We start from the raw sequence: 24,103 nt of genomic DNA on the forward strand, positions 1-24,103 counted from the left end.
ATAATGCCCAAAGGAATCTCAAAACAACTTAATGACATTTACAGAGTGAATAATGGACTTAAAAAACCTCTCCGTATTGAAGAGTTAGAAAAAATAAGTAAAAAATATTTTGAAAAAGGAAATAAGAAAATCACATGTTTAAATGGTGAAATATTACCATTAGAGAACATTAAAGAGATAAACAGTAAATATAATCGTCAACATAACTCTAATCCAAAATACATGGAAAGATCATATAATTACTATTGCTTGTCTCATTCATCATGCCCATTTAAGGAAAAATGCTTGTGTGGTGATGGTGTAACTCCTATAAACTACAGAATCACCACACTTAAACATGAAATGATTAATAAAATGACTCAAAAACGCTATTTAACTATTTATGCTGAACGGTTCCAAACTGAAGGCATAAATGGTTATCTTAAGCGTAGTAATGGTGTCTTAATGCTTTTAGGCTCCAATAAAGTAGCTGCAACTAATGAAATAAACATCAGAAATGCAATATACAATACCATACGAACAAGAAATCTAAAAGACACAATATACTAGAAAAAACATAAATAAACATAGTATAAAACCATACATGTCTAAATAAGTATCCCTTAGTCAGTATGCCATTTATCAAAACATAATTCATACCAAAGCACTAATTTATTAATACAAATTTCATAATAAATGCACAAAAACTTAATAAAAAAAAGATTATTAAAGTCATTAATGCATAAAATCATATTTCAACACAAAGATTAATAAACTTTACTAAAAAACAATCAACAAACATAAATCACTTAAAACCCAATAAACTAAATAATAATCCTTATTTTAACTTAATATTACTTCATCATCATAATATAAACCAATAAATATCAATTAACTAATCAATAAATTATGGAAGATCTCCTTAAAATTAAAAATAAAATAGCTCCTCTTGAATTTATTTTAAAATTCTTTTTAGAATTACTATTAATACTCATTCCAGGATTATTATTAATATCCTTTTTAGAATTACTATTAACACTCATTTCAGAATTATTATTAATATCCTTTTTAGAATTACTATTAACACTCATTTCAGAATTATTATTAATATCCTTTTTAGAATTACTATTAATACTCATTTCAGAATTATTATTAATGTTTTTTCTAAAAATTTTTTTATTTAATTTAAAATTCATTTTGAAATAAACCTCCATAAATTCATTTTAAAAAACCTCATATACAAAAGCATAAAAGTAATACTTTTGTAATACAAAAATCTTAAAAAAGTAATATATAAAGTTTTCGAAATAAAATTCATGCATAGTCTTTAAATAAGTATAAGAAGTGTTAAAAGCTATTAAAAATATATTAAAGTAATATTAAATATTAATAAACTATAATAAATATAGAAATATTAATAAAACCAAATTAAATCAAACAATGTATTAAAAATAATTGAAATAATAATAACATAATATATTAATTAGTGATTTAATTAAACATTATAAGATTAAACAAAAGCAAAGATAAATAAAAACTAAAGCAATAATTATATAATAGTAAAATGAAATTAAATAATTATAAAACTATGCATAAGAAGAATAATAGTTATTTTAGAATAAAAATTAGCTAATGAAATAGCTATTAAAATTGGTGGAATATTAATGTACAATAATGTTAAAGAAGTATATAAAAAGTTTTATGAACTTGAAGATAAATATAAATTAAATAAAAGTAGAGTTAAAGAAGTATACTTCTGGCAATTAATAAGAACAGAAATATTTAATGAAATATGTGAAAAAACACTTAACAAGACACCTAAAAAAGAAAAAAACAGGAATAAAATATCATTAAAACAAATTGGTCTAAAAAATAACCTTTTAGATAGTAATCAGGAAAAAAAAGTTATTATTGTGCCAAATCAAGAGAAATTCATAGAAAACGGAGAAATTCTTGACAAATATAGCTATTTTTTAAATAATATATTCAAAAAAGATGAAATTGAAATTATTGAAAAAAGCAATGAGAAGCTATTATTAAAATCCAAAATAAACAACAAGATACGATTACTTAAATTATGTGAAAATAAACGACAAAGATTATATAATATTGAAGAAGAACTGAAAAAAACATTTAATATAAAGATTAACCTTCTTAAAATAATAAAAAAAGCAGTTTTATGTTTTAAATATGAATACAACGAATATGACAAGTTAATGAAACTTAAAAAACCAAAATATTTGATAGTCGTTGAAATAAGTAAAAACCAAGCAATGATAGCTGCAGCAAAAAATAATAATGTTGAAGTTATAGGATTACAACATGGAATAATCGATGAATTTTCAATAGACTATAATTATTCAGATAAATGTAAAAATGAGATAAATTATTTTCCAGACAAGCTATTAACCTTTGGAGAATATTGGAACCAGATGGCAAACTATCCAATAGATCCAGATAAAATAATACCAATTGGTTTTCCTTATTTAGAATCAAAGACTTGGAGATACTTAACTAATGCAAGACAAAACCAAATACTGTTCATATCCAACAAATATATAGGGAAAAAATTATCTGAGTTTGCATATGAGATAGCTATTCTTTTAAAAGATTACACCATAATTTATAAATTAAGTAAAGATGAAACACCAGAAGACTATGAATATTTAACAGGTAATGATAACACAGGAAATATTAAAGTCATTTCTGCAAAAGAAGATAGTATAAAAGATGAAGATGAGATATATGAATTATTATCCACAAGTAAATACCAAGTTGGAATGGATCCAGTAGCTATTTATAAAGGATTATTTTTCACAAATAAAATATTTTTACTTGATGATAAATTAAATAATCTTATTGATGAGAAAATAGCTATTAAAATAAACAGTCCTGAAGAGATTGTTGAATATATTGATAAATTCAAATTACACAAACATATAAGACATTATTTCTTTAAAAAATTTGAAAGAGAAGAACTTTTAAAGGTTTTTAACATAAATAATAGTAAAAAAATAACTATGAATCATAGAAAATAGGACAATGTTTATTAAAAAAGAAAAAACTAAAGAGATTTGAAAAATCTGATTTCCCAGAATCATCTGTTATTAATTAAGAAGAATATTCAACAGAATATTGTGCTAAAAGTACAGATATTTTGTTAATCATATTTTCATCTAATATCCTATCTCCTTTTCCTACTGCATTTAAAAATGTTTTTGAGTAATAATCTTCATCATATATTGTCATGTTAATGATAGATGAATTAGAATTAATATATGCTACTAATGGTTCTGTTGAGTCACCATCAAGATCATTATTTTCTAGGAAATCTGCTAAATCATCACTTAAATCAATAGCCCTATTTTTGATTTTTCCATCTCTTTCAAAGTAAAGATCTTCGTTTTTCGAAAATACTGAAAATCCTTGTTTATTATTATTTTCTTCTTCCTCATCAACATCATCAAGAGAATGTATATTTATAGTCATCTTATCAGGTGAATCTGGAACTGGAGTTTTGATACCTTGCTTTATTATATTTATTTCTTTATCTGTAACATTTTTTGTGAGTATTGAAAAAATCCCAGAAGGTCCTACAATAATATGGTCAATAGTATTACTAGATCCTGGAAAATCAGTTGAATAGAAAAGATTAAACTTTTTTGGTAAAACCATAAGATCTTGTTTAAATAATTTGCCCTTATCTTCTCCATCATCACGATTTTTATTTAATACTAATCCAAAACCTATTGCGAACATTCCAATAAATGCAAATACAATCCCATAAATTCTTAAAGTCACTAAGAAGTCAGATAGACCAATAAGAATTATGATAACTCCTGACCCTAAAAACAAATTATGAGTAGAACTTTTTTTAGTATGAGGATTGGAAATATCTTGCTTTTTAGTAATATTATCTGGACTAACTAACTTATCATTCTCTACAACAACATCAACAGCTGAACTACTTTTAACTTCATTTAGAGAAACAGGATCGTCTTTAAGATTAGAACCATCACCAAAGGCTGATTCTTCCTTAAACTTAGAATCCTCCTTAGCTATTGATTCATCTTTAAACTTAGAATCCTCCTTAGCTATTGATTCATCTTTAAACTTAGAACTATCTTTAATTGTTGATTCTTCTTTAAGCTTAGAATCCTCTTTAACTACTGATTCTTCCTTAAGCTTAGAATTCTCCTTAGCTATTGATTCATTTTTAAACTTAGAACTATCTTTAATTGTTGATTCTTCTTTAAGCTTAGAATCATCAATACCCAATGAATCATTTTTAGAAATAGATTCATCAATAGTTGAAGGAACAACTTTAACATTAGACTGAGTATTACCCATATCCACAGAAGCCACATTGGTAGTGGTTTCTAAATTATCCAAATTACCTAAATCTTCATTTGGCTCATTATCTAAATCCGCATCTAAGGGAATATCCTCAGTATTAGAATCATTAAATTTAATTATTGGTTTATCCTTTCCAAAATCAGACATAAACTTGTTTTTAATTGATGCCAATGCTTTTGACTCTTGAATTTTTTCAGAGGATTCAATTATTTTATCTGGAGAAATGGAAGAGCTATTGATACTATTTTGTAGAGAGTTAGATTCGACTGTATCTATACCTCCTTCATTTTCATCAAAGGAATCTGAATCACGAAAGCTATCTATATCATCATAAACTATATCATCACCATAGTTATTAGAGTAGTTGGATATCTTTGAATTTCCAACTATAGGGTTTAAATAGGTTAATTCTCCACCACAGTTTGAACATTCAAAATCAGATATATTATCATTAGAATTTAAAGCAAATTTCATTTTACAACTTTGACAATATACTGTGTTAGATTGATTGTGTTTTTTTTCGCTCATTACTTCTGTAGAATTCCCACCTATAGCCTGTTTTTCTTCAATTAACTTTCCAGAACATACAGAACATTCATAATCATTTGTAGATTCATTGTTTTCAAGTTGGTATCTTGCACCACAATTTTCACATGAGACAATTTTCATATTATCATCAATTCCTAATGTAATAATAAAATAGAATTTAATTAAAGAATTATTTAAAAATGATTAAAAATCATACATAAAATATATAATTAAATCTATTTTAAAATTGTAAATTATTTTACTAATTATAGTATATTGTCAAAGAATATAAACTTATCCCTAAACATGTATACAATTTTATTTTAAATTCGATAAATCAATTAATCTAAGAATTAGTTCTTAAAATATAAAACAAGTAAAAAGAAGGAATGAACAGTACATAAAATAATAATAATAATAATAATAATAATAATAATAATAATAATAATAATAATAATAATAATAATAATAATAATAATAATAATAATAATAATAATAATAATAATAATAATAATAATAATAATAATAATAGGTTTAAATAGTCATTATCATATTATTTAAATTATTTAAAAATAATTGATTCATATAAATTAGCTATTTTAGATTCAATTAAATCCCAGTTGTACTTGTTTTTAATAAGTTCTAAGCCATTTAAGCCAAAAGACTCCATTAATGAAGGAGTAGTTAATAATTTAAATATTTTATCTGCAATATCCACTTTATCAAAATCAGCAATGAGACCTACATTACTATCTACCCAAGTGCGAATATGATTATTTTTAGTTAAAACTAAAGGTTTTCCACAAGCCATTGCCTCTAAACCACTTGTTGTAAATGACTCATATCTTGAAGGCATTACAAAAATGTCCAAATCAACAAGAGCACTTTTCTTATCTTCACCAAATAGTGGTCCAGTAACCAGTACATCATCAATTATTTTAAGTTTAGCTATCTTATCATTGAGTTCATCTAAAAATCCATCATCAGGACCAATAATAGCTAATTTAATATCTAAATTTGTTTCTTTAGCTATTTTGATTAGTAATAATTTAAATGCTTCAAGTAAAACATCTAATCCTTTAATTTTGTGTAATCTTCCAATGAAAGTTATTAATTTTGTATTATTATTTATATTATATTTTTTTCTAAAATTACCGTAAGGTGGAAGATTTTTATAATCATTAAGTGATATTCCAAGTGGTACAATAGCTATTTTATCATTATTGATTCCCATTTTAATATACTGATCTTTTTCCTCATTAGTTAATGCAAAAGCAAGTGATGCATTATGAATGATTTTATAGCCCCAAAGTTTATCAAAAATCACCTTTAAAGATTCTTTTTGAAAAAAAGGAAGAACAGAACCATGAGCTTGAATAACATAAGGAATATTATTTTTAATAGCTAAATTTGAAGCAATGATTGCTAAAAAATGTCTATGTTCATGAATATGGACAATATCGAAATCTTTAATAATATTTTTAAGCTTAAAATGTAAAGTAATAGGTGTATCAATTAAAAAAGACATTTTAAGTTTATTTGAAATATTTTTAAAATAAAATGTTTTAATACCATCAACATTTACACCATAGCGATTTTCAAATTTCAATCGATTAGTACAGCTATCTGTAGTAATAACAGCTACTTCATTGCCCAATTCAGCTTGCTTTTTAGCTATTTGATATGAAGCGTTAACCACTCCACCAGCAGCAAAACAAGGATAAAATGATGGTACAACATGTAAAATTTTCATATGTTTATTATTTATACTTTTTTATATAAATAATTATAATACTCAAGATTTAACTTAAAAAGAAGACATAAATTTAATTAGTAAATATATGGAATGTTGCATAATTCAAGGAAAGAATGAAGGAAAGAAACACTAATTACTTTTTAATAATGTGAACTTTTTTTTAATTTAGATTTTTAATACTTTTTAGAAATTTATTAATACACTTCTTTTCAATATCATTCAAAAAGATTAATAAAGTGATGAAACAAAAGTGTACATATAGAAAATATTTAACAAACTTTTTGAACTAGCCCGAAAATACCCATTAAGCAAAAATCTTTTATTTAAAAAATAAAAGAAGATAAATCAATATTTCAAGAAAATAAGAATTTAAGACACTCCCAACATTATGGAGTAATTTCTACTAAATTGCAAAAACGCTGAAAATAAACTGATATAGATATAAGGCTAAAAATTTAGTGATTTTTACTAAATAGTAAAAAGAGAAAGGTGATTAACTGCCTAATCACCAGTACAATAGATTTTAAAATGATTAAAAGGTGAAAATATGAATAAAATTATTTTTTTAGACATGGATGGTGTTTTAGTACCATTTACACAAAAACGATTTAAACACTTAAGAAACGATGAAGAAGTAAAAGAATTATATGAGAATCTTGAAAAGAAATTTGGTGTTGATTATACTAAATATGATAAGTATGATGTAGGTGCTGCATATTATGATGTTGATGAAAGTGCAGTAGAGGAATTAAAAAGAATTATAGATTCTACAGGTGCTAAAATTGTTGTATCTTCTGATTGGAGAACATACAGACCACCTGAAATGATGAAAGATTTGTTAACAATGCATGGTTTGGGAAAGTATGTTATTGGAATAACACCATGGAAATCTATTGATGAAAGAGAGGAAGAAGCCGTGAAAGGCATTGAGCGTAGTTATTCAGGGCGATCAGGAGAAATTTTAGAATATATTAGGATTCATCAAGATGAAATTGAAAATTATGTTGCTATTGATGATATTAATCTTAGTGATGATCTTGAAGGTCATTTTGTATGGACTTCTCCAAAATTAACTAAAAAAGAAGCAGATAAATGTATTAAAATATTAAATGGATAAATAATTCTTTGAAATTAATAATTAGCAACATTTTTAATCTACAAATCTTAAACAACTCATTTAAATACACTAATTTTTCAAAGGATTAGATTTAATTTTTTATTATTCTTTAAAAATTATTATATAAAATAAACTTTCCAATAGCTTTGATTTAATGAATAATTTTATTAAAATAGATTAAAATAGAGGATTTAAAAACGGTTATTACAAATTATCATTTCTAAACCAAATGTCCAGTACTATAATTTAAAAAATAATGTTAATATTGTAAACTTTGTCTCTTTTTCCTATTTTGGTGACTATTACTGTTTTTTCATCATCAGAGATTTTAAAAATTATCCTATAATTTCCTTTTCTTTTTTTCCTTAAACCTTTATAATGAAATTTAAGAAATTCACTATCATGAGGATTTCTTTTAATTTCATTAAGACCTTTTAAAAGTAACTCTCCAACAGTTTTATCTTTGTTTAACTTTTTATCCAAGTAAGCTGATGCATCACTTCAAGTAAAATTTTATATTCAGAGTTCGATGTTTGTGTTTTTTTGCATGTGCATCTACATCCAGTTCTATATAGTTTCCAGCTTCAACACTTTCTAACAATTTATCCATTTCAGCGTAAAATGGTTTACATTCATCAGGCATGTCTTCAAGTCTTCCTACAGGTAATTTCTGCATAAGTTTTTGCCTCTTATTTATTTATAGTAATTAATCATTTTTGTTTCTGATTGTTTATATAATTGTTGATGTTATTATTACATATTTTATGATTAGTAATATAAAAGAATATTAAAAACCCATATTGACGATTGCTTTTTAAATCAATATTTTTTAGTATGAAATTCATACTAAAAAGACAATGCTCTCTTTTTAGGAGGTAAATTATTGATTAGGATTGATTAGGGCATTTTATATAAATAATAATAATAATAATAATAATAATAATGAGCTATTAATTTAAAAAGAAATAGAGCCAATTGCAAAAGCAACAAATGATATAAACATCCCTATTTTTATTAATTTAGAAACTTCTCCACATGTTTTAGAATCTTGAGAACCTAATATTCTGTAACTAGCAAATAAAAAGATTAAAATAGCTATTGCTAATGGAATTAAATAGAATATATTAAATATTCCAATGAAATAAAGAACTGGGCTGAAGATAGTTGGAACTAAAATAAAAATAGATGATAATATTGATGAAAGTTTAGTTCCATATTTTATAGGCAAAGTAGTAGCCCCACCTTCTGCATCCCCCTCTATATCCTCTATATCCTTAACAATTTCTCGTGCAAGAGTCATTAGAAATGCAAAACATCCTAAATAAATAGCTATTTCAACTAAATTTATTATAATTCCTCCAAAAATGAAACAAGAAGCAGTTAAATAAGCTATTATTATATTTCCAAACAAAACTGTAGATTTAAAATAATATGCATATAAATACATTAAAATTGAATTAAATAACACGATAATTAAAGGTAAATAGTTGTTTATAATTACACCAATAGCTATTCCCAATATAATAGCTATTATAAACAAAATCACAGCATAAGTTTTAGCATTTTTAAGTGAAATTCTTCCAGAAGGAATGGGACGATCTGGGCGATTAATAGCATCAATTTCATGGTCAAAGTAATCATTAATAGCATTTCCTGCCCCAGTAGCTAAAAAAACAGCTAAAATTCCAAGACCTATTGGAATATAATAGCTAAACAGGAAGGTATTGTAATTATAACCAATAATAGCTATTAAAACAACAGCAATAATCGCCATCATTGCATTTGCTGGACGTAATATTTCAAGATAAGGATTCATAATACCACAATTAAATTACAAGAGTTAATTTTACTATTTATTTAATAATTCCGTTTAATATATCTGCAAAATTCTTTGCAGTATTTAGCATTGAGTATTCATTAACATAGCTATTTCCAATGTAAGTAATCTTTCCATTTTCAATGTATTCATTGTAATAATCCATAATAGCTATTTTAACCTCATCAATAGTAGATGTGTGGAAACCAATATTTGTTTTTTCAATTAAATCTTTTAAAGATCCATTTTCATGACCAATAGAAAGCACTGGTCTTTTAGCTATCATATATTCATATATTTTACCAGGTATGAACATTTTTTCTTTTTCACTATCCCATGATAAAAGAATAAGGAGATCAGAAGACATTTCTTTAGTCAAAATCTTTGTATGAGAAATATAACCCTTAATATTTACAATGTCTAAAAGATCATATTTTTTAGCTAAATCCTCCAATGCAAAATCATCTCCATAAAAATTAATAGCTATTTTAGATGAATCAATTTTTCCACATTTAATAAGCTGATTTAAAGCATCGAACAATATAGAAGGATCTCTTTTTCCTTTATACAATGATCCTGCATATAATAAGGTTAATTTTGGATTATTATTATTATTATTATTATTTATATTATATTCAGACCCATTATTAGTTTTCAAATCATCAGGATCAAAACCAGATAAAATTGGAACAATCATATGATTAGGATGGATTTCTTTAAGTTTTGAAGCTGCAAGTTCTGTTGTTGTTGTTAAAACATCTGCTGCTTTAAATGTCTCCATCTCAAGATTCCATTCCATCCTATTTCTTATGAAATTATGAGAAATATAGGGATTCCCATTCCAAAGATCTCTTAAATCAGCTATCCATGGTAAATCAAATTGTTTTTTTAAGTTTTTAGCTATTATATGAGAAGTTATTGGCCATGAAGAGCTAATAATACCTTGAATTTCTTCTTTTTCTATAATATCTGATGCTGCTTTAATAGCTGGCTCATACCAATATTTCATACCATCAGGAAATGCAAACAACTCTCCAGCTATGGAAATAGCTTTATTTAACAGAGCATGATTTTTAGAATCATTGTTAGGATTTGTAGAAGATGTGCTAACTTTAATATTGGATTTAAATGGTTTCATCCACTTATCTAACATGTCTTCGTATTCTGTTTCTATAATTGATGAATTTAAGATAGTTTGGTTATGTAAATTATTAACGGCTGTTGAATCTCCAAGATTAGGAGTTATTACTATTGTTTCATAGCCCCAAAATGGAAAATATTTAGCTAATCCTCTTAATCGCTTAGAGGCTATTTCATTTTTTTGATTAAAATAAAAAGCTATTAACAATAATTTTTTCATTAATTCACCAAAGTTCAATTTAGGCAATTATTAATTAAAATATATATTAAGTTATTTATAGTAATATTAATCATTGTTAAATATATAATTAATGCCAAATTAATATAATGTATATCATGTTAAACTTATTGATTTAAATAGAATAATAATTGATTTAATAAAAACAGCCCTTATACTTGAAATGTTTATCTTTTAGATAAATATTTTAATCAAATTTTTTTCAAAAGTTTGTTTAATAAATAAAAATAAAGGAATAATTGTTTAAGAAACAAAAATCATAGGAAATTTATTAATAAAATATAAATTTAAATATAAATTATATTAAATATATAATTATTAATAAAATAAATTATATACCAAAATTATAATTATAATCCTTCTAAAATCATTATAAATTAATTAAATTCATTATTATAGTTATATTCATTATCACAGTTATAGTCTATACCTCCCATAAAGACAATTACGTTATTAAAGAATATCACTTCATATTTAAGAGTATTACTTAAGTTTACTATTTACAGGTGTTTGTTTTGAAGAAAATAAAGATAGCTATTATCGGAATTGGAAATTGTGCAAGTTCCCTTATTCAAGGAATACATTACTACAAAAATAAAGAAGATGAAGATGCAATTGGTCTAATGCATTGGAAAATCGGAGATTACACACCATCAGACATTGAAGTTGTTGCTGCATTTGATATTGATAAGCGAAAAGTTGGAAAACCAATAAATAAAGCAATATTTGCAAAACCAAACTGCACAACTATTTTTCAAAAAGACATTCCAGAAACTGATGTTAAAGTATCTATGGGGCATGTTTTAGACGGTGTTGCTTCACACATGGCAAATTATAAGGAAGATTACACCTTTGTAATATCTAATGAGGAGTCTGTTGATGTTGTTGAAACACTGAAAAGTAGTGGTGCTGAAATTCTTTTAAATTTCTTACCTGTTGGATCTGAAAAAGCAGCTAGATTTTACGCCCAATGTGCATTAGATGCTGAAATAGCTTACATAAATTGTATGCCTGTTTTTATAGCTAGTGATAAATCATGGAGCGATAAATTCAAAGAAAAAGGTATTCCAATTATTGGTGATGATATCAAAGCACAAATTGGAGCTACAATCACTCACAGAACATTAGCTAATTTGTTTATGGAAAGAGGAGTCAAATTAGAAAGAACTTACCAGTTAAACACTGGAGGAAACACTGATTTTTTAAACATGCTAAACAGAGAAAGGCTAGACTCTAAAAAAGAATCCAAAACAGAAGCAGTACAGTCAGTACTTAAAGAAAGAATGGATGATCACAACATACATATAGGACCAAGTGACTATGTCCCATGGCAAAAAGATAACAAACTATGTTTCCTTAGAATGGAAGGAAAAACATTTGGTGATGTTCCAATGAACATAGAATTAAGATTAAGTGTAGAAGACTCACCGAACTCAGCCGGATGCGTAATAGATGCTATTAGATGTTGTAAAATAGCTATTGAAAGAAATATTAGTGGAGAATTAACATCAATATCATCATACATCATGAAACACCCAACACATCAATTCAGCGATGATAAAGCCTTTGAAATGGTAGAAGAATTTATTCAAAACAAAAGAGAAAGATAATAAATGTTAATTTAAAAATAGATTATTGTTTTTTAACTAAGTTTCGAGTCATGGTCAAAAGCATAAAACATAAGCTTAAAGTCTATTAAAATCTTTTATTTAATTAATGAAGAAAATTTTCTATAAATAATGACTTTTGACCAAGACTCGTTTTATTAAAAAAATAGATTTAATTATTATTAATTCATTAAATATTAATATTAATATTTTTGTTCTTTATTTTTAACTTTTTAATTTTGTTCTTTGATATTATTCTTTAATTATTATTCCTTAATTATTATTCCTTAATTATTATTCTTTTAATTTATTGTTATTTATTGTTATTTATTGTTATTTATTTTTATTTATTTTTATTTATTTTTATTCTTTATTTTTACTTTATTCTTTGTTTTTAACTATGATATAAAATAAAATAAAGCATTAAATATATTTAATGCTATTTTTTACGATATGTTAAAGCTATTAAAAATAAGCTGATTACAATACCTATTAATTGAACACCAGTAGATTTCATATTAACATCTTTTGATATACCATTAGTATGATTACTATTCTTAACTACTTCTAACACAGAAGAATCTGATGAAGCGCTATTGTTAGAATCTCCACCATAGACCGCAGTAATATTATAATAGTCTGATGATTCGTCAGAAGCTAATTCATCAGAATTAGATAAATTAGAAGAATTATAATCACGTTGTACACCTGCAACAGAAGTTTTACTTGGTGTATCTACAACATTATCTGAATTGTATGAAACTATTTCATAACCTCCACCATATACATTGGCTTTGTTATTAGAATCATCCAAATCATTCGAAGTAGATTTTACATTAGAATCATCTTTAGATTTAGTATCAGATTTGTTACTAGAGTTTTTGTTAGAATCATTGACTGAATTATTTTTAGAATTACTATCATTAATTTTAATTGAAGTATTAATATTAGAATTATTTCCAGAAATATTTTTCACATTTGAACTTAAGCTAGAATTTGTATCAAAATCATCTAAACCAATAACTAAATCAGCAGCACTAGTTGATGATATAATAAATATCATGCAAATAATTAAAGAAGCTCTAACAGTCCATACACCGAATTTAGAAAGCTTATCACTATTTGAAGATGATACTGATTTAGAGTTCTTCTTTTTATCATCCTTTTTACTCATCATATTTTCACCCCCATATAAAAAGACATATAAGATCAATAAGAGCGCTCTTACTTATTAATCAGAAATTACAATAATGTTTTCTGAAACTACCAAAGATTATTAAATCAATAATATGTCCCTTATCCACATAGATATTAACAATATTTAATAATAGATCATTAATAGTTGATAATAGAATAATTTCTCATTAATAATAACATAGAAACTTCAATTAATTAGTAACATTCCATGTAATTAAATAATTTTATAATAATCGCCCTAAATATACACTCAAAGTTATTTTTTTAATACTATTATAATTATGTAATATGTAATATATATATGTTTCTATTGATTACTAATAATCAATAAAATATAAAATAAATAGCGTATGTGATTTTTCAAAAAAACTTCAAAATAATTACTAAAATAAACTAAAATAAACTAAAATAAAGAAGTGTTCTGATTAATTAATGAAAAAAACAATAGAATTGATACAATCAGAGGAAAAAAGGAAATATCTATTTAATTCATAACATACATTAATAATTAAAATTATAATATAATTTTTATAATATATTTTTATTAATTAGCATAACTTATTGATTAGCATAATTGCATCCATAAATATGAATCTAGAATAATTAAATTAAGTCATAATAACCTAAAATATCAGATCATACTATAATTAAAAATTATAGTTAACTATTAAATAATAGGTATACTAATAAATAATATAAGAAAAAAAGTTATCATACTAAACTTTATACACTCACAATATAACTTAAATTACTTTAAAAGAAACTTGTAAACCTTTAATATCAAACATGATTCTTTTAAAATTATATAAATTATAAATATTATCTCGATGTTTATTTAATTTAAATAGTTACATTCAAATAATTTTAAATAAAAGTAATTAACACTTATTTTAATACTTAATAAATAATATGGGGCAATAATATGAAAAGTACTAAAATTACTGAAACTGCATTAAGAGATGCACATCAATCTCTTTTAGCTACAAGAATGAGAACTCGAGACATGATTCCAATAGCTGAAGAATTAGATAAAGTAGGATATTTCTCAATAGAAGCGTGGGGAGGTGCTACATTTGATACATGTATCAGATATCTTAATGAAGACCCTTGGGAAAGACTTAAAAGATTAAAAGAGAAAATAAAGACTACGCCTATACAAATGCTAGTTAGAGGGCAAAATCTTGTAGGATATAAACATTACCCTGACGATATTGTTCAAAAATTCATTGAAAAATCCTATACCAATGGCGTGGATGTTTTCCGAGTTTTTGATGCCTTGAATGACGTTAGAAATATGGAAATGTGTATAAAAACAGCTAAAAAACAAGGAGCTCATGTTCAAGGTACACTCAGTTATACAACAAGTCCAGTTCATACACTTGATAACTTCATAGATTTAGCTAAAGAATTAGAAGCACTTGAATGTGATTCAATAGCTATTAAAGATATGGCAGGACTCATAAGTCCTGTAGATATACATAAATTAGTCACTCGATTAAAAGAAGAAACTGACCTTTTAATTAATCTTCACTGCCATTGTACAAGTGGAATGACACCAATTAGCTATTATGCAGCATGTCAAGCAGGAGTAGACATATTAGACACCGCAATATCACCATTATCATGGGGAACATCCCAACCACCAACAGAAAGTATTGTAGCAGCACTAACAGAAAGTGAATATGATACAGGACTTGATTTAAAAAGATTAAACAAAATTAAAAAATACTTTGATGGAATAAGAGAAAAATACATAAGCTTATTAGATCCAATAGCTGAAAAAATCGATACTGATGTACTTGTATACCAAATTCCTGGCGGAATGCTCTCAAACCTTGTTTCACAATTAAAAGAGCAAAATGCACTTGACAGATATCAAGACGTACTTGATGAAATGCCAAGAGTTAGAAAAGACATGGGATATCCTCCTCTTGTAACTCCAACAAGCCAAATTGTTGGTATTCAAGCAGTAATGAATGTATTAAACGGTGAAAGATACAAAATAGTCTCAAATGAAGTTAAAGATTATATGAGAGGATACTATGGAACACCACCTGCACCAGTTAATCCAAGAATATCTAAAAAAATCATTGGAAATGAAAAACCAATTAATTACAGACCAGCTGATACTTTAAAACCAGAATTTGATAAATACAGACAAATGGGTGAAGAAGAAGGAATAATTAAAAAAGAAGAAGACATCCTAACCTTAGCTTTATACCCTGCAGTTGGAGGAACATTCCTCAGAGGAGAAGCTAAAGAAGAAGAACTAAAATCCTCTAAGAAAATAGCTATTGAAGAAGGAGAAATAGGAATTCCGACAGAATACAGCGTTGAAGTAGACGGAGACATCTTTGATGTTAAAATAATGCCAACAGGCTACATGAACACTGGAGAAGCAGGGCAAAACGAACAACTAGCTAACATAGATGGCGGAGTACACTCCACAATCCAAGGAGTAGTTGTAAAAATCAAAGTAAATAGTGGAGATACTGTAAAAGCTGGAGAAACTATAGCAATAGTAGAAGCTATGAAAATGGAAAATGACATAATCACAGAAACAGACGGCACAGTAGAAGAAATCTTCATAAATGAAGGAGACACAATAAAAGTAGGAGATATGTTAATGGTCATAAAATAAGACTGATAATAAAAACACTGATAATAAAAACACTGATTTCGCAAAATAAAAAATTTTGCAAAATCTTATTATATATACTTTATTCTAAATAGTCAGTTGGATCATTAATTCCAGCTGTTTTAAATGCTCTTTTTCTTCTTAAACATGATTCACATATTCCACAATGTTGTTTATTACCCCTATAACATGAATAACTAAGTTCCATTGGAGCATTAACTGTGTACCCTAATTTTACTATTTCTTTTTTATCTAAATCAATAGCTGGTGCTTTAATTTCAACATTTACAGTTGATCCAATATCTAAAACTTGATTAAAGCTTTCTAAAAATTCTTTTGAATTATCTGGGAATGTTGCAGCTTCTTCTTTATCCCAACCTACAATAATAATACTAGCCCCTTCATCTTCAGCAAAAGAAGTAGCTATTGCTGTAAAAACGATATTACGACCTGGAACCCATACTTTAGAAGCAGAATTATCACATACACTTTTATTATCAAGGTCATCTGGGTCTATTAATGGAAGTTCCTCTTCACAAGTTAATGCAGAGTTTCCAAGCTTAGATAGCCAAGGCAAATCAATTATTGTATGTTTAAAACCTAATGTTTCACAAACTCTTTTAGATGCCTTAATTTCATATTTTACACTTTTTTGACCATAATCAAAAGTTATAGCATGAATATCATAATCTTTAACATAAACAGAACTTGCAACAACAGAATCTAATCCTCCAGATAAAACAGCTATCGCTTTTTTATTTTTTTCCATTTAATAAAACTCCTATTACTTCTTTAAGTCCATTAATTTTTTAAATTCTAAATCCACTATTTTATTTACTTCTTTTAATGGAATATCCAACTCAATAGCTATTTTTTTAATATCTTCAAATTCAGCTCTAGCTGAAATTAATTCATTATTTAAATAAGCTATTTTAAATTTTACATAATAAATATTAATATTATTATTAGTATTATTACTAGTATTATTAGTATTAATGCTAGTGTTAGTATTATTACTAGTATTATTAGTATTAATATTGCTATTATTAGTATTATTATTAGTAATAATGCTAGTGTTAGTATTAATATTATTTAAATAGCTATTAAAGTTTATTCTAATAGTTTCAAATTTTCGACTAGTTATTCCTCTATGAGTTTCTTGAGAAATTCTTATTCCAAGAGTTCCAAGTTCTTTAAATAAGACATTTAATATGGATTCAGTGCTATTTTTTTTAGATATTACTTTGACTATGTGAGCTGGTCGGTTTTTTTTCATTATTGTTGGAGTTATTGTTACATCTCTTGCTCCAGCTTCAAATAATTTATTGTATATAAAACCTAAGGTTTCTCCACTGATATGATCAACATTTGTTTCAATTACATCAATTTTTTGAGTATCGATTAAAGAATCAGCTTGTATCAATCTCAAAACATTAGGATGATTAAAATCTTTTTTACCTGCACCATAGGCAATTTTTTTTGGTTTAATCATTGGCTGAAATTGGCTAAATTCATCACATAATTCCATATACAATGCAGATCCTGTTGGTGTTGCGAGTTCACTATCAACTGGTCCTCCAAAACAATTAGCTCCTTTTAAAATCTCTAAAGTTGCTGGAGCAGGAATTGGAATTTGCCCATGAACACTTTTAATTACTCCACCACCTAATGCAATTGGAAGTCCAACCACTGTCTCTTTACTTAATCCAAGCGAATAAAAAGCAAATAATGATCCAAAAACATCAGCAACCGCATCAGCTTCACCAACTTCATGAAAATGAACTTCATCAAGACTTTTACCATGAACTTTACTTTCACCAATAGCTATTCGTTTAAAAACATTCTTTGCAACTTTAAAAATATCAAAATTCAATTTAAAATAGTTATTATCACAAATAGACTCTTTAATTTCATCTATTTTAGCTATTAATTCATTGTAAGTTATTGGAGATGAAATTGTACATGAAATATTATTATTGTTATTATTACTATTAATATTATTATTAGTATTACTATCAATATAATTAGTACTATTAATATTAATATTGTTGTTATTATCAGTATTACTATCAATATTATTAATATTGTTGTTATTAGTATTACTATTAATATTATTATTAATATTATTCCCATTATTATTGGAATTTACTAAAACCTCAAGATATGTGGAATTTAACCCTTTTTTATTTACATTAGATGATGTAACTTCTATATCATTAAACTCCTTTGTAACGTATTTCATGAAATTTATAACATCTTTTGCATTAGCTCCTAAGTCAATAAACGCTCCTACAAGCATATTTCCAGCTATTCCTGAATTTTGAGGATCAATAATAAGAACCATTATTTTTACTCCAATAATCAATGATATTATTAATATTAAAAATGTTACTATTAAAAATTAATATTAAAAAAGTTAATAAAATTATATGAAATTATATTAAACTATATGAATTTTGATATTTATAAGTATTAATTAAGATATTTATATAATTATTAATTACTAATAGAAGTTATTTAAATATCTTAAAAGTAATAAATAATATCTCAACTTAAATGAAAAAACAAACTTAAATGAAAAATTGAAGATTTAATAATTGGATTGTAAAGAGGGATTAAATTGAACATATATAAAGGAAAAAATGAAGACAATGAACTTTTTAACAATATCCAATATTATGGGGATTCAAAAGTATTTTATATAACCAATCCTGGGTATTTCTTTACAATGAGTGATTTAAGTATCTCAAATGGAATTGATCTTGTAAAAAATATAGTTATTTTCTCAGACGAGCAAAACGAACTTGATAAAATGGATTTGAATAGCTACAAAAATGAGATTAATAAGTTATGTGAGAAAAACAAAAGGATAAACGGAACATATATTGCAGATATCTTTAAAACATCAGATTATTTCGTGGAACACTCAGAAAACTTAAGTATAATTAATTTTCCAGATACAACAAACCAAAATGTGAATATAACTAAAAAATTAAAGGTTTCAAATAATACAAATGGATTAAATAGTAGTAAAATAGATTTAGGGCAAATTATAATTATAAATGAAACATTATCCATTGAAGAACTTATTAAATTTCATAAAATAGCTATTGAATCTAAAATCACATACTTTAAATACAAGAAGTTACCAGAGCATATAGATGAAACAATTAATAATAATGAGTTTTTAATAATAGCTTGCCCTATAGCAAAAAGTCTCATTGGAAGTGACACCAATAACATAAACCACCTTTTAAATAAATCACTTCTTCCAGAAAAAGGTAAGACAAAAATCGAGAATATTCAGAAAGAAATTGCAACAACTATGGTTTTAAGTTGTAAAAATTTTTTAGAAAATTATGATATTAACTTTGGAATACTTGATTATATCTTTGCAGAAGGAATAAGCTTAGATGAATTAGTAGACGCTGGAATGGAACTATGTGTAGGGGTTGAAGAAACACAAGAAATAAGAGACAAACTTAAAAAACAATTATTAAGATCCCTAGAAGATATTAATGTTATTGCATTACTGATGTCAGCCATTAGATGCGAAGAAGACTTCCAAAACAAGAGAATAAGAGAAGTTAATATAGAAGATGATCCTGCCTATTTGTACACAGATGAAGTTCTTGGAATAGCTATTGCAAATCAAATAGCTGGAACAAAAGCAACATTTAACTTTAAAAGGTACGATGAACTAAAACCAGGAATTCTATCAGAACTTGGACCAATGGTAGATGATATATTCGCAGGTTTAGTAGCTGGATCCATGTCTAAGATATTTGAACCAAAATAAAATATTAAAAAAAATAAAGGTGGAATTTAAATGGAAAAAGATAAAAAAAAGGATGATTATTTTAAAGAGAAATCATCAATTTTAAGTTCAATAACAGGACTTATAACCTTTTCAACAATATTACCACTTAATTTTCACACAAGAATAGAAGACATGGCTAAATTCACATGGTTTTGGCCATTTATAAGTGGTGGGGTTGGAATAATAGGTTTAATAATTAGCTATTTTACAATAGAAATCTTAAAACTATCTCCACTGCTTTCTGCAATTCTAATTTACAGTTTTTATTTATTATTTAATGGATTTCATCATTTAGATGGTCTAATGGATTTCGGAGATGCTGTAATGGCACATGGAAGCCCTGAAAGAAAAATAGCTATTATGAGAGATCCTATGATTGGAACTGGTGCAGTAGCATTACTTATTATTGTTGGATTCATTAGTATTGGAGCTATTGACTCAATATTAACACTTAAATTATTTGGAGCTATTTTAATAGGAGAAATCTCAGGAAAAATTGGTCTTATAACCTGTGCATTAAGTTCTAAACCTGGAGTTGATGGAACAGGAAAATTCTTTATTGAAAATATGAGTGTTTTTAAATATTTAATAGCTATTTTAATAACTGCAATTATATCCTACTTAATTTTAAGCTATGCTGGAGTCTTTGGAATTCTTGGAGGAATGCTCGGAGGAGGAATAGTTGCATACATTAGTAAAAAACAATTTAAAATAGCTACAGGGGATGTGCTTGGAGCCTCTAATGAAATAGGAAGAATGATTTCATTTGTATTAATGATAATAGCTATTAATTTAATTTAAATTAAAATTATACTATGTGATTATATGAAAATTAATGTTTTACGACTAGATCATCGTTTTGTAAGAGATACGAGAATTACAACCCATGTTTGCCTAACAGCTCGAGCATTTGGAGCTTCCAAAGTTTATCTTAGTGGAGATAAAGATAATAAATTAATAGAAAATGTCCAAGACACATCCAATAGATGGGGAGGTTCTTTTGAAATAGAATACAAAAAAAACCCAATGAATCTCATTGACCAATGGAAAAATGAGGGAGGAGAAGTAATTCACCTTACAATGTATGGTTCACAAGTTCCAAAAGTAATAGATGAAATTAAAGCCTCTAATAAGGATAAACTAATTGTAGTTGGAGGATCAAAAGTCCAAATTGAGGTTTATAAAAATGCAACTTGGAATGTTTCAATTACATCTCAACCTCACTCTGAAGTATCATCACTTGGAGTATTTCAGCATATGTTAATGGATGGAAGTGAATTTGATTTAAAATTTGAAAATCCTGTTTTAGAAGTTGTTCCATTAGCACATGGGAAAACTGTTAATATTAACAATGAAAATAAGAAAAATTAGGGTTGATAAAAAATTTACTGAAATAACGAGGTCTTTTTTAATCCATTCATCTAAACTATTTTTCATCTAACAACTTTGAGTTATAAAATTTTCCATCCAAGGATTTTAATTTCAGTTGGTTACAAATTGTAACATCCTTACATTTTTAAGAAATTAGAATAATTAGAATAGTAAAATATATATAAAACTTAGTATTGAATATATAAATTGTGATTACACTAACCCCTTAAAAATATATTATCTTACAAAACATAAAATGTTATCCTAATCATACATATTCACCCCCAAAAAAGATTAAATAGCCTGAAAAGAGATATATTGTTTAATAATTAGATATAAACACTTAAATTATGAGTTATTCATGATTTACATTATGAACAGAAAGGGTTAGTGAATCATTTTTATTTTGCTTATTTTATAATTACTATTTATTTTACACTAAAAATATAGCTATTTGATTATAAATCATTCAAAAATAGATTTCCCCTTAGAAATAGCTACAATCCCTGGAATGTTTTCAACTTCTAACTTGAAAATAGCCTCCATACCTTCTTCTTTAAATGCAACTACTTTTTTTGATTTTATGCTACTTGATAAAAGAGCAGCAACTGGAGGAGTAACAACAAAAATAGAATTAGCTATTTTAAGTGATTCAACTGAAGATTTAGATAGCTTTCCTTTCCCAATATGGATTTTAACTCCTTCTTTTGATAATATTGGAATTGTAGATTCTATTTCTTCCTTATTACTGGTTGTTGGAGCTATTCCAGCATCACTTACTGCTGTGTGCATAATAGCTATGCCATTTAATGAAAAAGGTAGAGAATTTGTTTGATTTTCAATTAAACTAACTAATTTTGGGAGAACAGCATCACGACCTGTAAAAATAGTTCCGGATAGAAGTAACTTGTCTCCTACATCTAATTCTTTAATTTTAGCATCTGTAGTTGGCGTTTTTAATTTCTTCATTGTATAAAATGTTTAATTATATGCATTGATCATTTAAGTACTTAAAAGGAGATTTTGAAAAAATTTTTTATTTTTTCGAAATCAGTGAATTAAAAAGGAGATTTTGAAAAAATTTTTTATTTTTTCGAAATCAGTGAATTAAAAAGGAGATTTTGAAAAAATTTTTTATTTTTTCGAAATCAGTGTACTTAATTAGTGTACTTAATTTTCGAAATCAGTATACTTAAATATAAAGACTTTCTCTAATTTTACGTAAGTCTGATATTAAATCCATTAAATGTGTATGGCGTATGTGACCCATTACAACAATTCTAATAGCTTTTGGATAAGATGCAGTTGAAACCATCCATCCATTATTTTTAAGAAGAATTTCTAATTTTTCAGTTTCTATTTTAGGATGATTAAAAGCAACAATGTTTAACTCAGGTTTTACAATAACATTAAAACCTTCTTTAAATAAAGCATCAGCAAAGTAATTTGTGTTAATCATACATTCATTAGCAAGTTCACCATAACCATCACGACCAATATGATTCATCATAGCCCATGTAGCAGCCGATGGTGCTCCAAGACGAGTTCCAACAATAGTTGATTGTTTTTTACTTGTAAGATAAGGTGAATCAACAGCTATTACATCTAAATACTTTTTTTCACGATAAATTATACATCCAGAAGGAATTGGAGCAATACCCATTTTATGAGGATCAATTGTGATTGAAGAAACTCCAGGAATTGAAAAATCAAAGTTAGGTAATTCATAACGTAAATCCTTTAAAAAAGGAATTAAAAAACCTCCAAAAGCAGCATCAACATGTAAATAAATGTCATTTTTAATAGCTATTTCAGATAATTCTTCAATAGGATCAATCATTCCAAGTTCAGTTGTTCCTGCGACTCCTACAATAGCTATTGTGTTTGAACTTAAATTAGATTTAACATCCTCAATATCGACTTTATAATTTTTATCTAAATTTGCTTCAATTAATTTAAACCTCATAATCTCAGATGCTTTTTTAAATGAAAAATGAGCTGATTTTGGAACAATAACTTCAGGAATATCAGTTTTAGCTATTTTACCCTTAGAAATAGCTATTTTATAAGCAGAATGTAATGCCATTAAGTTTGCTTCAGTTCCTCCAGTTACAACATTACCATAAGGAACATCTAAAGATAAAAATGAACCTATTTCTTTTATAACTTCATCTTCAATAGCTTTTGTCCCTTTAAACAATCCAGGATCTCCTAGATTAGATTCTAGAAAATCAGAATATACTTCTTTAGCTATTGGATGAACCGCAGTACACATAGATCCTAATATTCTCCCAGATGAATAATCCATATCCATATACTTAAATTCTTTTAGCTTTTTAAAAATTTCATCTTCGTCCATAGGTTTTTGGTTCATAATATTACCTAACTAAGGTTATTAAATATAAATATACATGATTAAAGAATAAGATTTAATTGAATAAATAATAAGTTTTAAATAAATAATCTTAATTATTTTATGAATAATAGATTACAAATTATGAGTTAATTAACAATACAATCTTATGTAACTTAAAGATGAT

General features: G+C 25.9%; 20 protein-coding genes. 8 read left to right on the top strand and 12 right to left on the bottom strand.

Translation table 11 applies throughout. From position 1 onward, the window contains the following. A partial coding sequence (locus MBFIL_RS09925) for a transposase (RefSeq protein ID WP_157078755.1) occupies nucleotides 1-549 on the top strand: 549 nt, incomplete at its 5' end. Between the two features lie 329 nt (nucleotides 550-878). Here MBFIL_RS09925 and MBFIL_RS09930 read toward each other — a convergent pair. Beyond that, complete coding sequence (locus MBFIL_RS09930; RefSeq protein WP_066974057.1) at nucleotides 879-1,175, bottom strand: bacteriophage T4 gp5 trimerisation domain-containing protein; 297 nt, start codon at nucleotides 1,173-1,175, stop codon at nucleotides 879-881. A 468-nt stretch (nucleotides 1,176-1,643) separates the two neighbouring features. Here MBFIL_RS09930 and MBFIL_RS09935 point away from each other — a divergent pair, with 468 nt between their 5' ends. Beyond that, complete coding sequence (locus MBFIL_RS09935; protein WP_066974059.1) at nucleotides 1,644-3,017, top strand: hypothetical protein; 1,374 nt, start codon at nucleotides 1,644-1,646, stop codon at nucleotides 3,015-3,017. Between the two features lie 73 nt (nucleotides 3,018-3,090). On the opposite strand, the gene MBFIL_RS09940 is transcribed toward MBFIL_RS09935, so the two are convergent. Together MBFIL_RS09940 and MBFIL_RS09945 are read right to left on the bottom strand one after the other, a co-directional pair. Beyond that, nucleotides 3,091-5,004 (bottom strand): NERD domain-containing protein, encoded by a 1,914-nt coding sequence (locus tag MBFIL_RS09940; protein ID WP_066974061.1) that lies wholly within the window; start codon nucleotides 5,002-5,004, stop codon nucleotides 3,091-3,093. Between the two features lie 421 nt (nucleotides 5,005-5,425). Further along, nucleotides 5,426-6,616 (bottom strand): glycosyltransferase, encoded by a 1,191-nt coding sequence (locus MBFIL_RS09945; RefSeq protein ID WP_066974063.1) that lies wholly within the window; start codon nucleotides 6,614-6,616, stop codon nucleotides 5,426-5,428. Between the two features lie 550 nt (nucleotides 6,617-7,166). On the opposite strand from MBFIL_RS09945, the gene MBFIL_RS09950 reads away from it, so the two are divergent. After that, nucleotides 7,167-7,736 carry an HAD domain-containing protein gene (locus MBFIL_RS09950; protein WP_066974066.1) on the top strand — a complete coding sequence of 190 codons (570 nt, stop codon included), beginning with the start codon at nucleotides 7,167-7,169 and terminating at the stop codon, nucleotides 7,734-7,736. 246 nt (nucleotides 7,737-7,982) lie between these two features. On the opposite strand, the gene MBFIL_RS09955 is transcribed toward MBFIL_RS09950, so the two are convergent. The 4 genes from MBFIL_RS09955 to MBFIL_RS09970 form a co-directional block, all read right to left on the bottom strand. Next, entirely contained in the window at nucleotides 7,983-8,219 is a 237-nt protein-coding gene (locus tag MBFIL_RS09955; RefSeq protein WP_066974068.1) for a type II toxin-antitoxin system RelE family toxin, read from the bottom strand. Between the two features lie 13 nt (nucleotides 8,220-8,232). Then, nucleotides 8,233-8,412, bottom strand: a complete 180-nt coding sequence (locus tag MBFIL_RS09960; RefSeq protein WP_066974070.1) for a hypothetical protein — start codon at nucleotides 8,410-8,412, stop codon at nucleotides 8,233-8,235. Nucleotides 8,413-8,691: 279 nt separating this feature from the next. Then, nucleotides 8,692-9,552 (bottom strand): UbiA family prenyltransferase, encoded by an 861-nt coding sequence (locus MBFIL_RS09965; RefSeq protein WP_066974072.1) that lies wholly within the window; start codon nucleotides 9,550-9,552, stop codon nucleotides 8,692-8,694. A gap of 37 nt (nucleotides 9,553-9,589) precedes the next feature. Then, on the bottom strand, nucleotides 9,590-10,912 hold the full coding sequence (locus MBFIL_RS09970) for a glycosyltransferase family protein (protein ID WP_066974075.1): 1,323 nt from the start codon (nucleotides 10,910-10,912) through the stop codon (nucleotides 9,590-9,592). A 533-nt stretch (nucleotides 10,913-11,445) separates the two neighbouring features. Between MBFIL_RS09970 and MBFIL_RS09975 the strand changes: the two genes are divergently transcribed. Further along, the gene (locus MBFIL_RS09975) at nucleotides 11,446-12,540 is read left to right on the top strand and encodes an inositol-3-phosphate synthase (protein ID WP_066974076.1); all 1,095 of its coding nucleotides are present in this window, start codon (nucleotides 11,446-11,448) and stop codon (nucleotides 12,538-12,540) included. A 436-nt stretch (nucleotides 12,541-12,976) separates the two neighbouring features. Here the strand turns inward: MBFIL_RS09975 and MBFIL_RS09980 are convergent, their stop codons facing one another. After that, nucleotides 12,977-13,714, bottom strand: a complete 738-nt coding sequence (locus tag MBFIL_RS09980) for a hypothetical protein (protein WP_066974079.1) — start codon at nucleotides 13,712-13,714, stop codon at nucleotides 12,977-12,979. Nucleotides 13,715-14,656: 942 nt separating this feature from the next. Between MBFIL_RS09980 and oadA the strand changes: the two genes are divergently transcribed. Continuing rightward, the gene (oadA, locus tag MBFIL_RS09985) at nucleotides 14,657-16,375 is read left to right on the top strand and encodes a sodium-extruding oxaloacetate decarboxylase subunit alpha (RefSeq protein ID WP_066974081.1); all 1,719 of its coding nucleotides are present in this window, start codon (nucleotides 14,657-14,659) and stop codon (nucleotides 16,373-16,375) included. Nucleotides 16,376-16,454: 79 nt separating this feature from the next. Here the strand turns inward: oadA and queC are convergent, their stop codons facing one another. Continuing rightward, nucleotides 16,455-17,141 (bottom strand): 7-cyano-7-deazaguanine synthase QueC, encoded by a 687-nt coding sequence (gene queC, locus MBFIL_RS09990; protein ID WP_066974082.1) that lies wholly within the window; start codon nucleotides 17,139-17,141, stop codon nucleotides 16,455-16,457. 15 nt (nucleotides 17,142-17,156) lie between these two features. After that, nucleotides 17,157-18,716, bottom strand: coding sequence for a nickel pincer cofactor biosynthesis protein LarC (gene larC / locus MBFIL_RS09995; RefSeq protein ID WP_066974084.1), 1,560 nt, complete (start codon nucleotides 18,714-18,716; stop codon nucleotides 17,157-17,159). A gap of 276 nt (nucleotides 18,717-18,992) precedes the next feature. Here larC and cobZ point away from each other — a divergent pair, with 276 nt between their 5' ends. From cobZ to MBFIL_RS10010, 3 genes are read left to right on the top strand one after another with little or no spacing between them, the layout of a single operon-like run. After that, on the top strand, nucleotides 18,993-20,171 hold the full coding sequence (gene cobZ / locus MBFIL_RS11045) for an alpha-ribazole phosphatase CobZ (RefSeq protein ID WP_245637492.1): 1,179 nt from the start codon (nucleotides 18,993-18,995) through the stop codon (nucleotides 20,169-20,171). A gap of 30 nt (nucleotides 20,172-20,201) precedes the next feature. Next, entirely contained in the window at nucleotides 20,202-20,993 is a 792-nt protein-coding gene (gene cobS, locus MBFIL_RS10005; RefSeq protein ID WP_066974086.1) for an adenosylcobinamide-GDP ribazoletransferase, read from the top strand. 24 nt (nucleotides 20,994-21,017) lie between these two features. Continuing rightward, on the top strand, nucleotides 21,018-21,563 hold the full coding sequence (locus MBFIL_RS10010; protein ID WP_066974088.1) for an RNA methyltransferase: 546 nt from the start codon (nucleotides 21,018-21,020) through the stop codon (nucleotides 21,561-21,563). A gap of 465 nt (nucleotides 21,564-22,028) precedes the next feature. On the opposite strand, the gene MBFIL_RS10015 is transcribed toward MBFIL_RS10010, so the two are convergent. Both MBFIL_RS10015 and mfnA read right to left on the bottom strand, forming a co-directional pair. After that, nucleotides 22,029-22,532 (bottom strand): fumarate hydratase C-terminal domain-containing protein, encoded by a 504-nt coding sequence (locus MBFIL_RS10015; protein ID WP_066974090.1) that lies wholly within the window; start codon nucleotides 22,530-22,532, stop codon nucleotides 22,029-22,031. 223 nt (nucleotides 22,533-22,755) lie between these two features. Next, complete coding sequence (mfnA, locus tag MBFIL_RS10020) at nucleotides 22,756-23,937, bottom strand: tyrosine decarboxylase MfnA (RefSeq protein ID WP_066974092.1); 1,182 nt, start codon at nucleotides 23,935-23,937, stop codon at nucleotides 22,756-22,758. Between the last annotated feature and the right edge of the window lie 166 nt (nucleotides 23,938-24,103).

It is taken from the genome of Methanobrevibacter filiformis, assembly GCF_001639265.1.
GTDB lineage: Archaea > Methanobacteriota > Methanobacteria > Methanobacteriales > Methanobacteriaceae > Methanacia > Methanacia filiformis.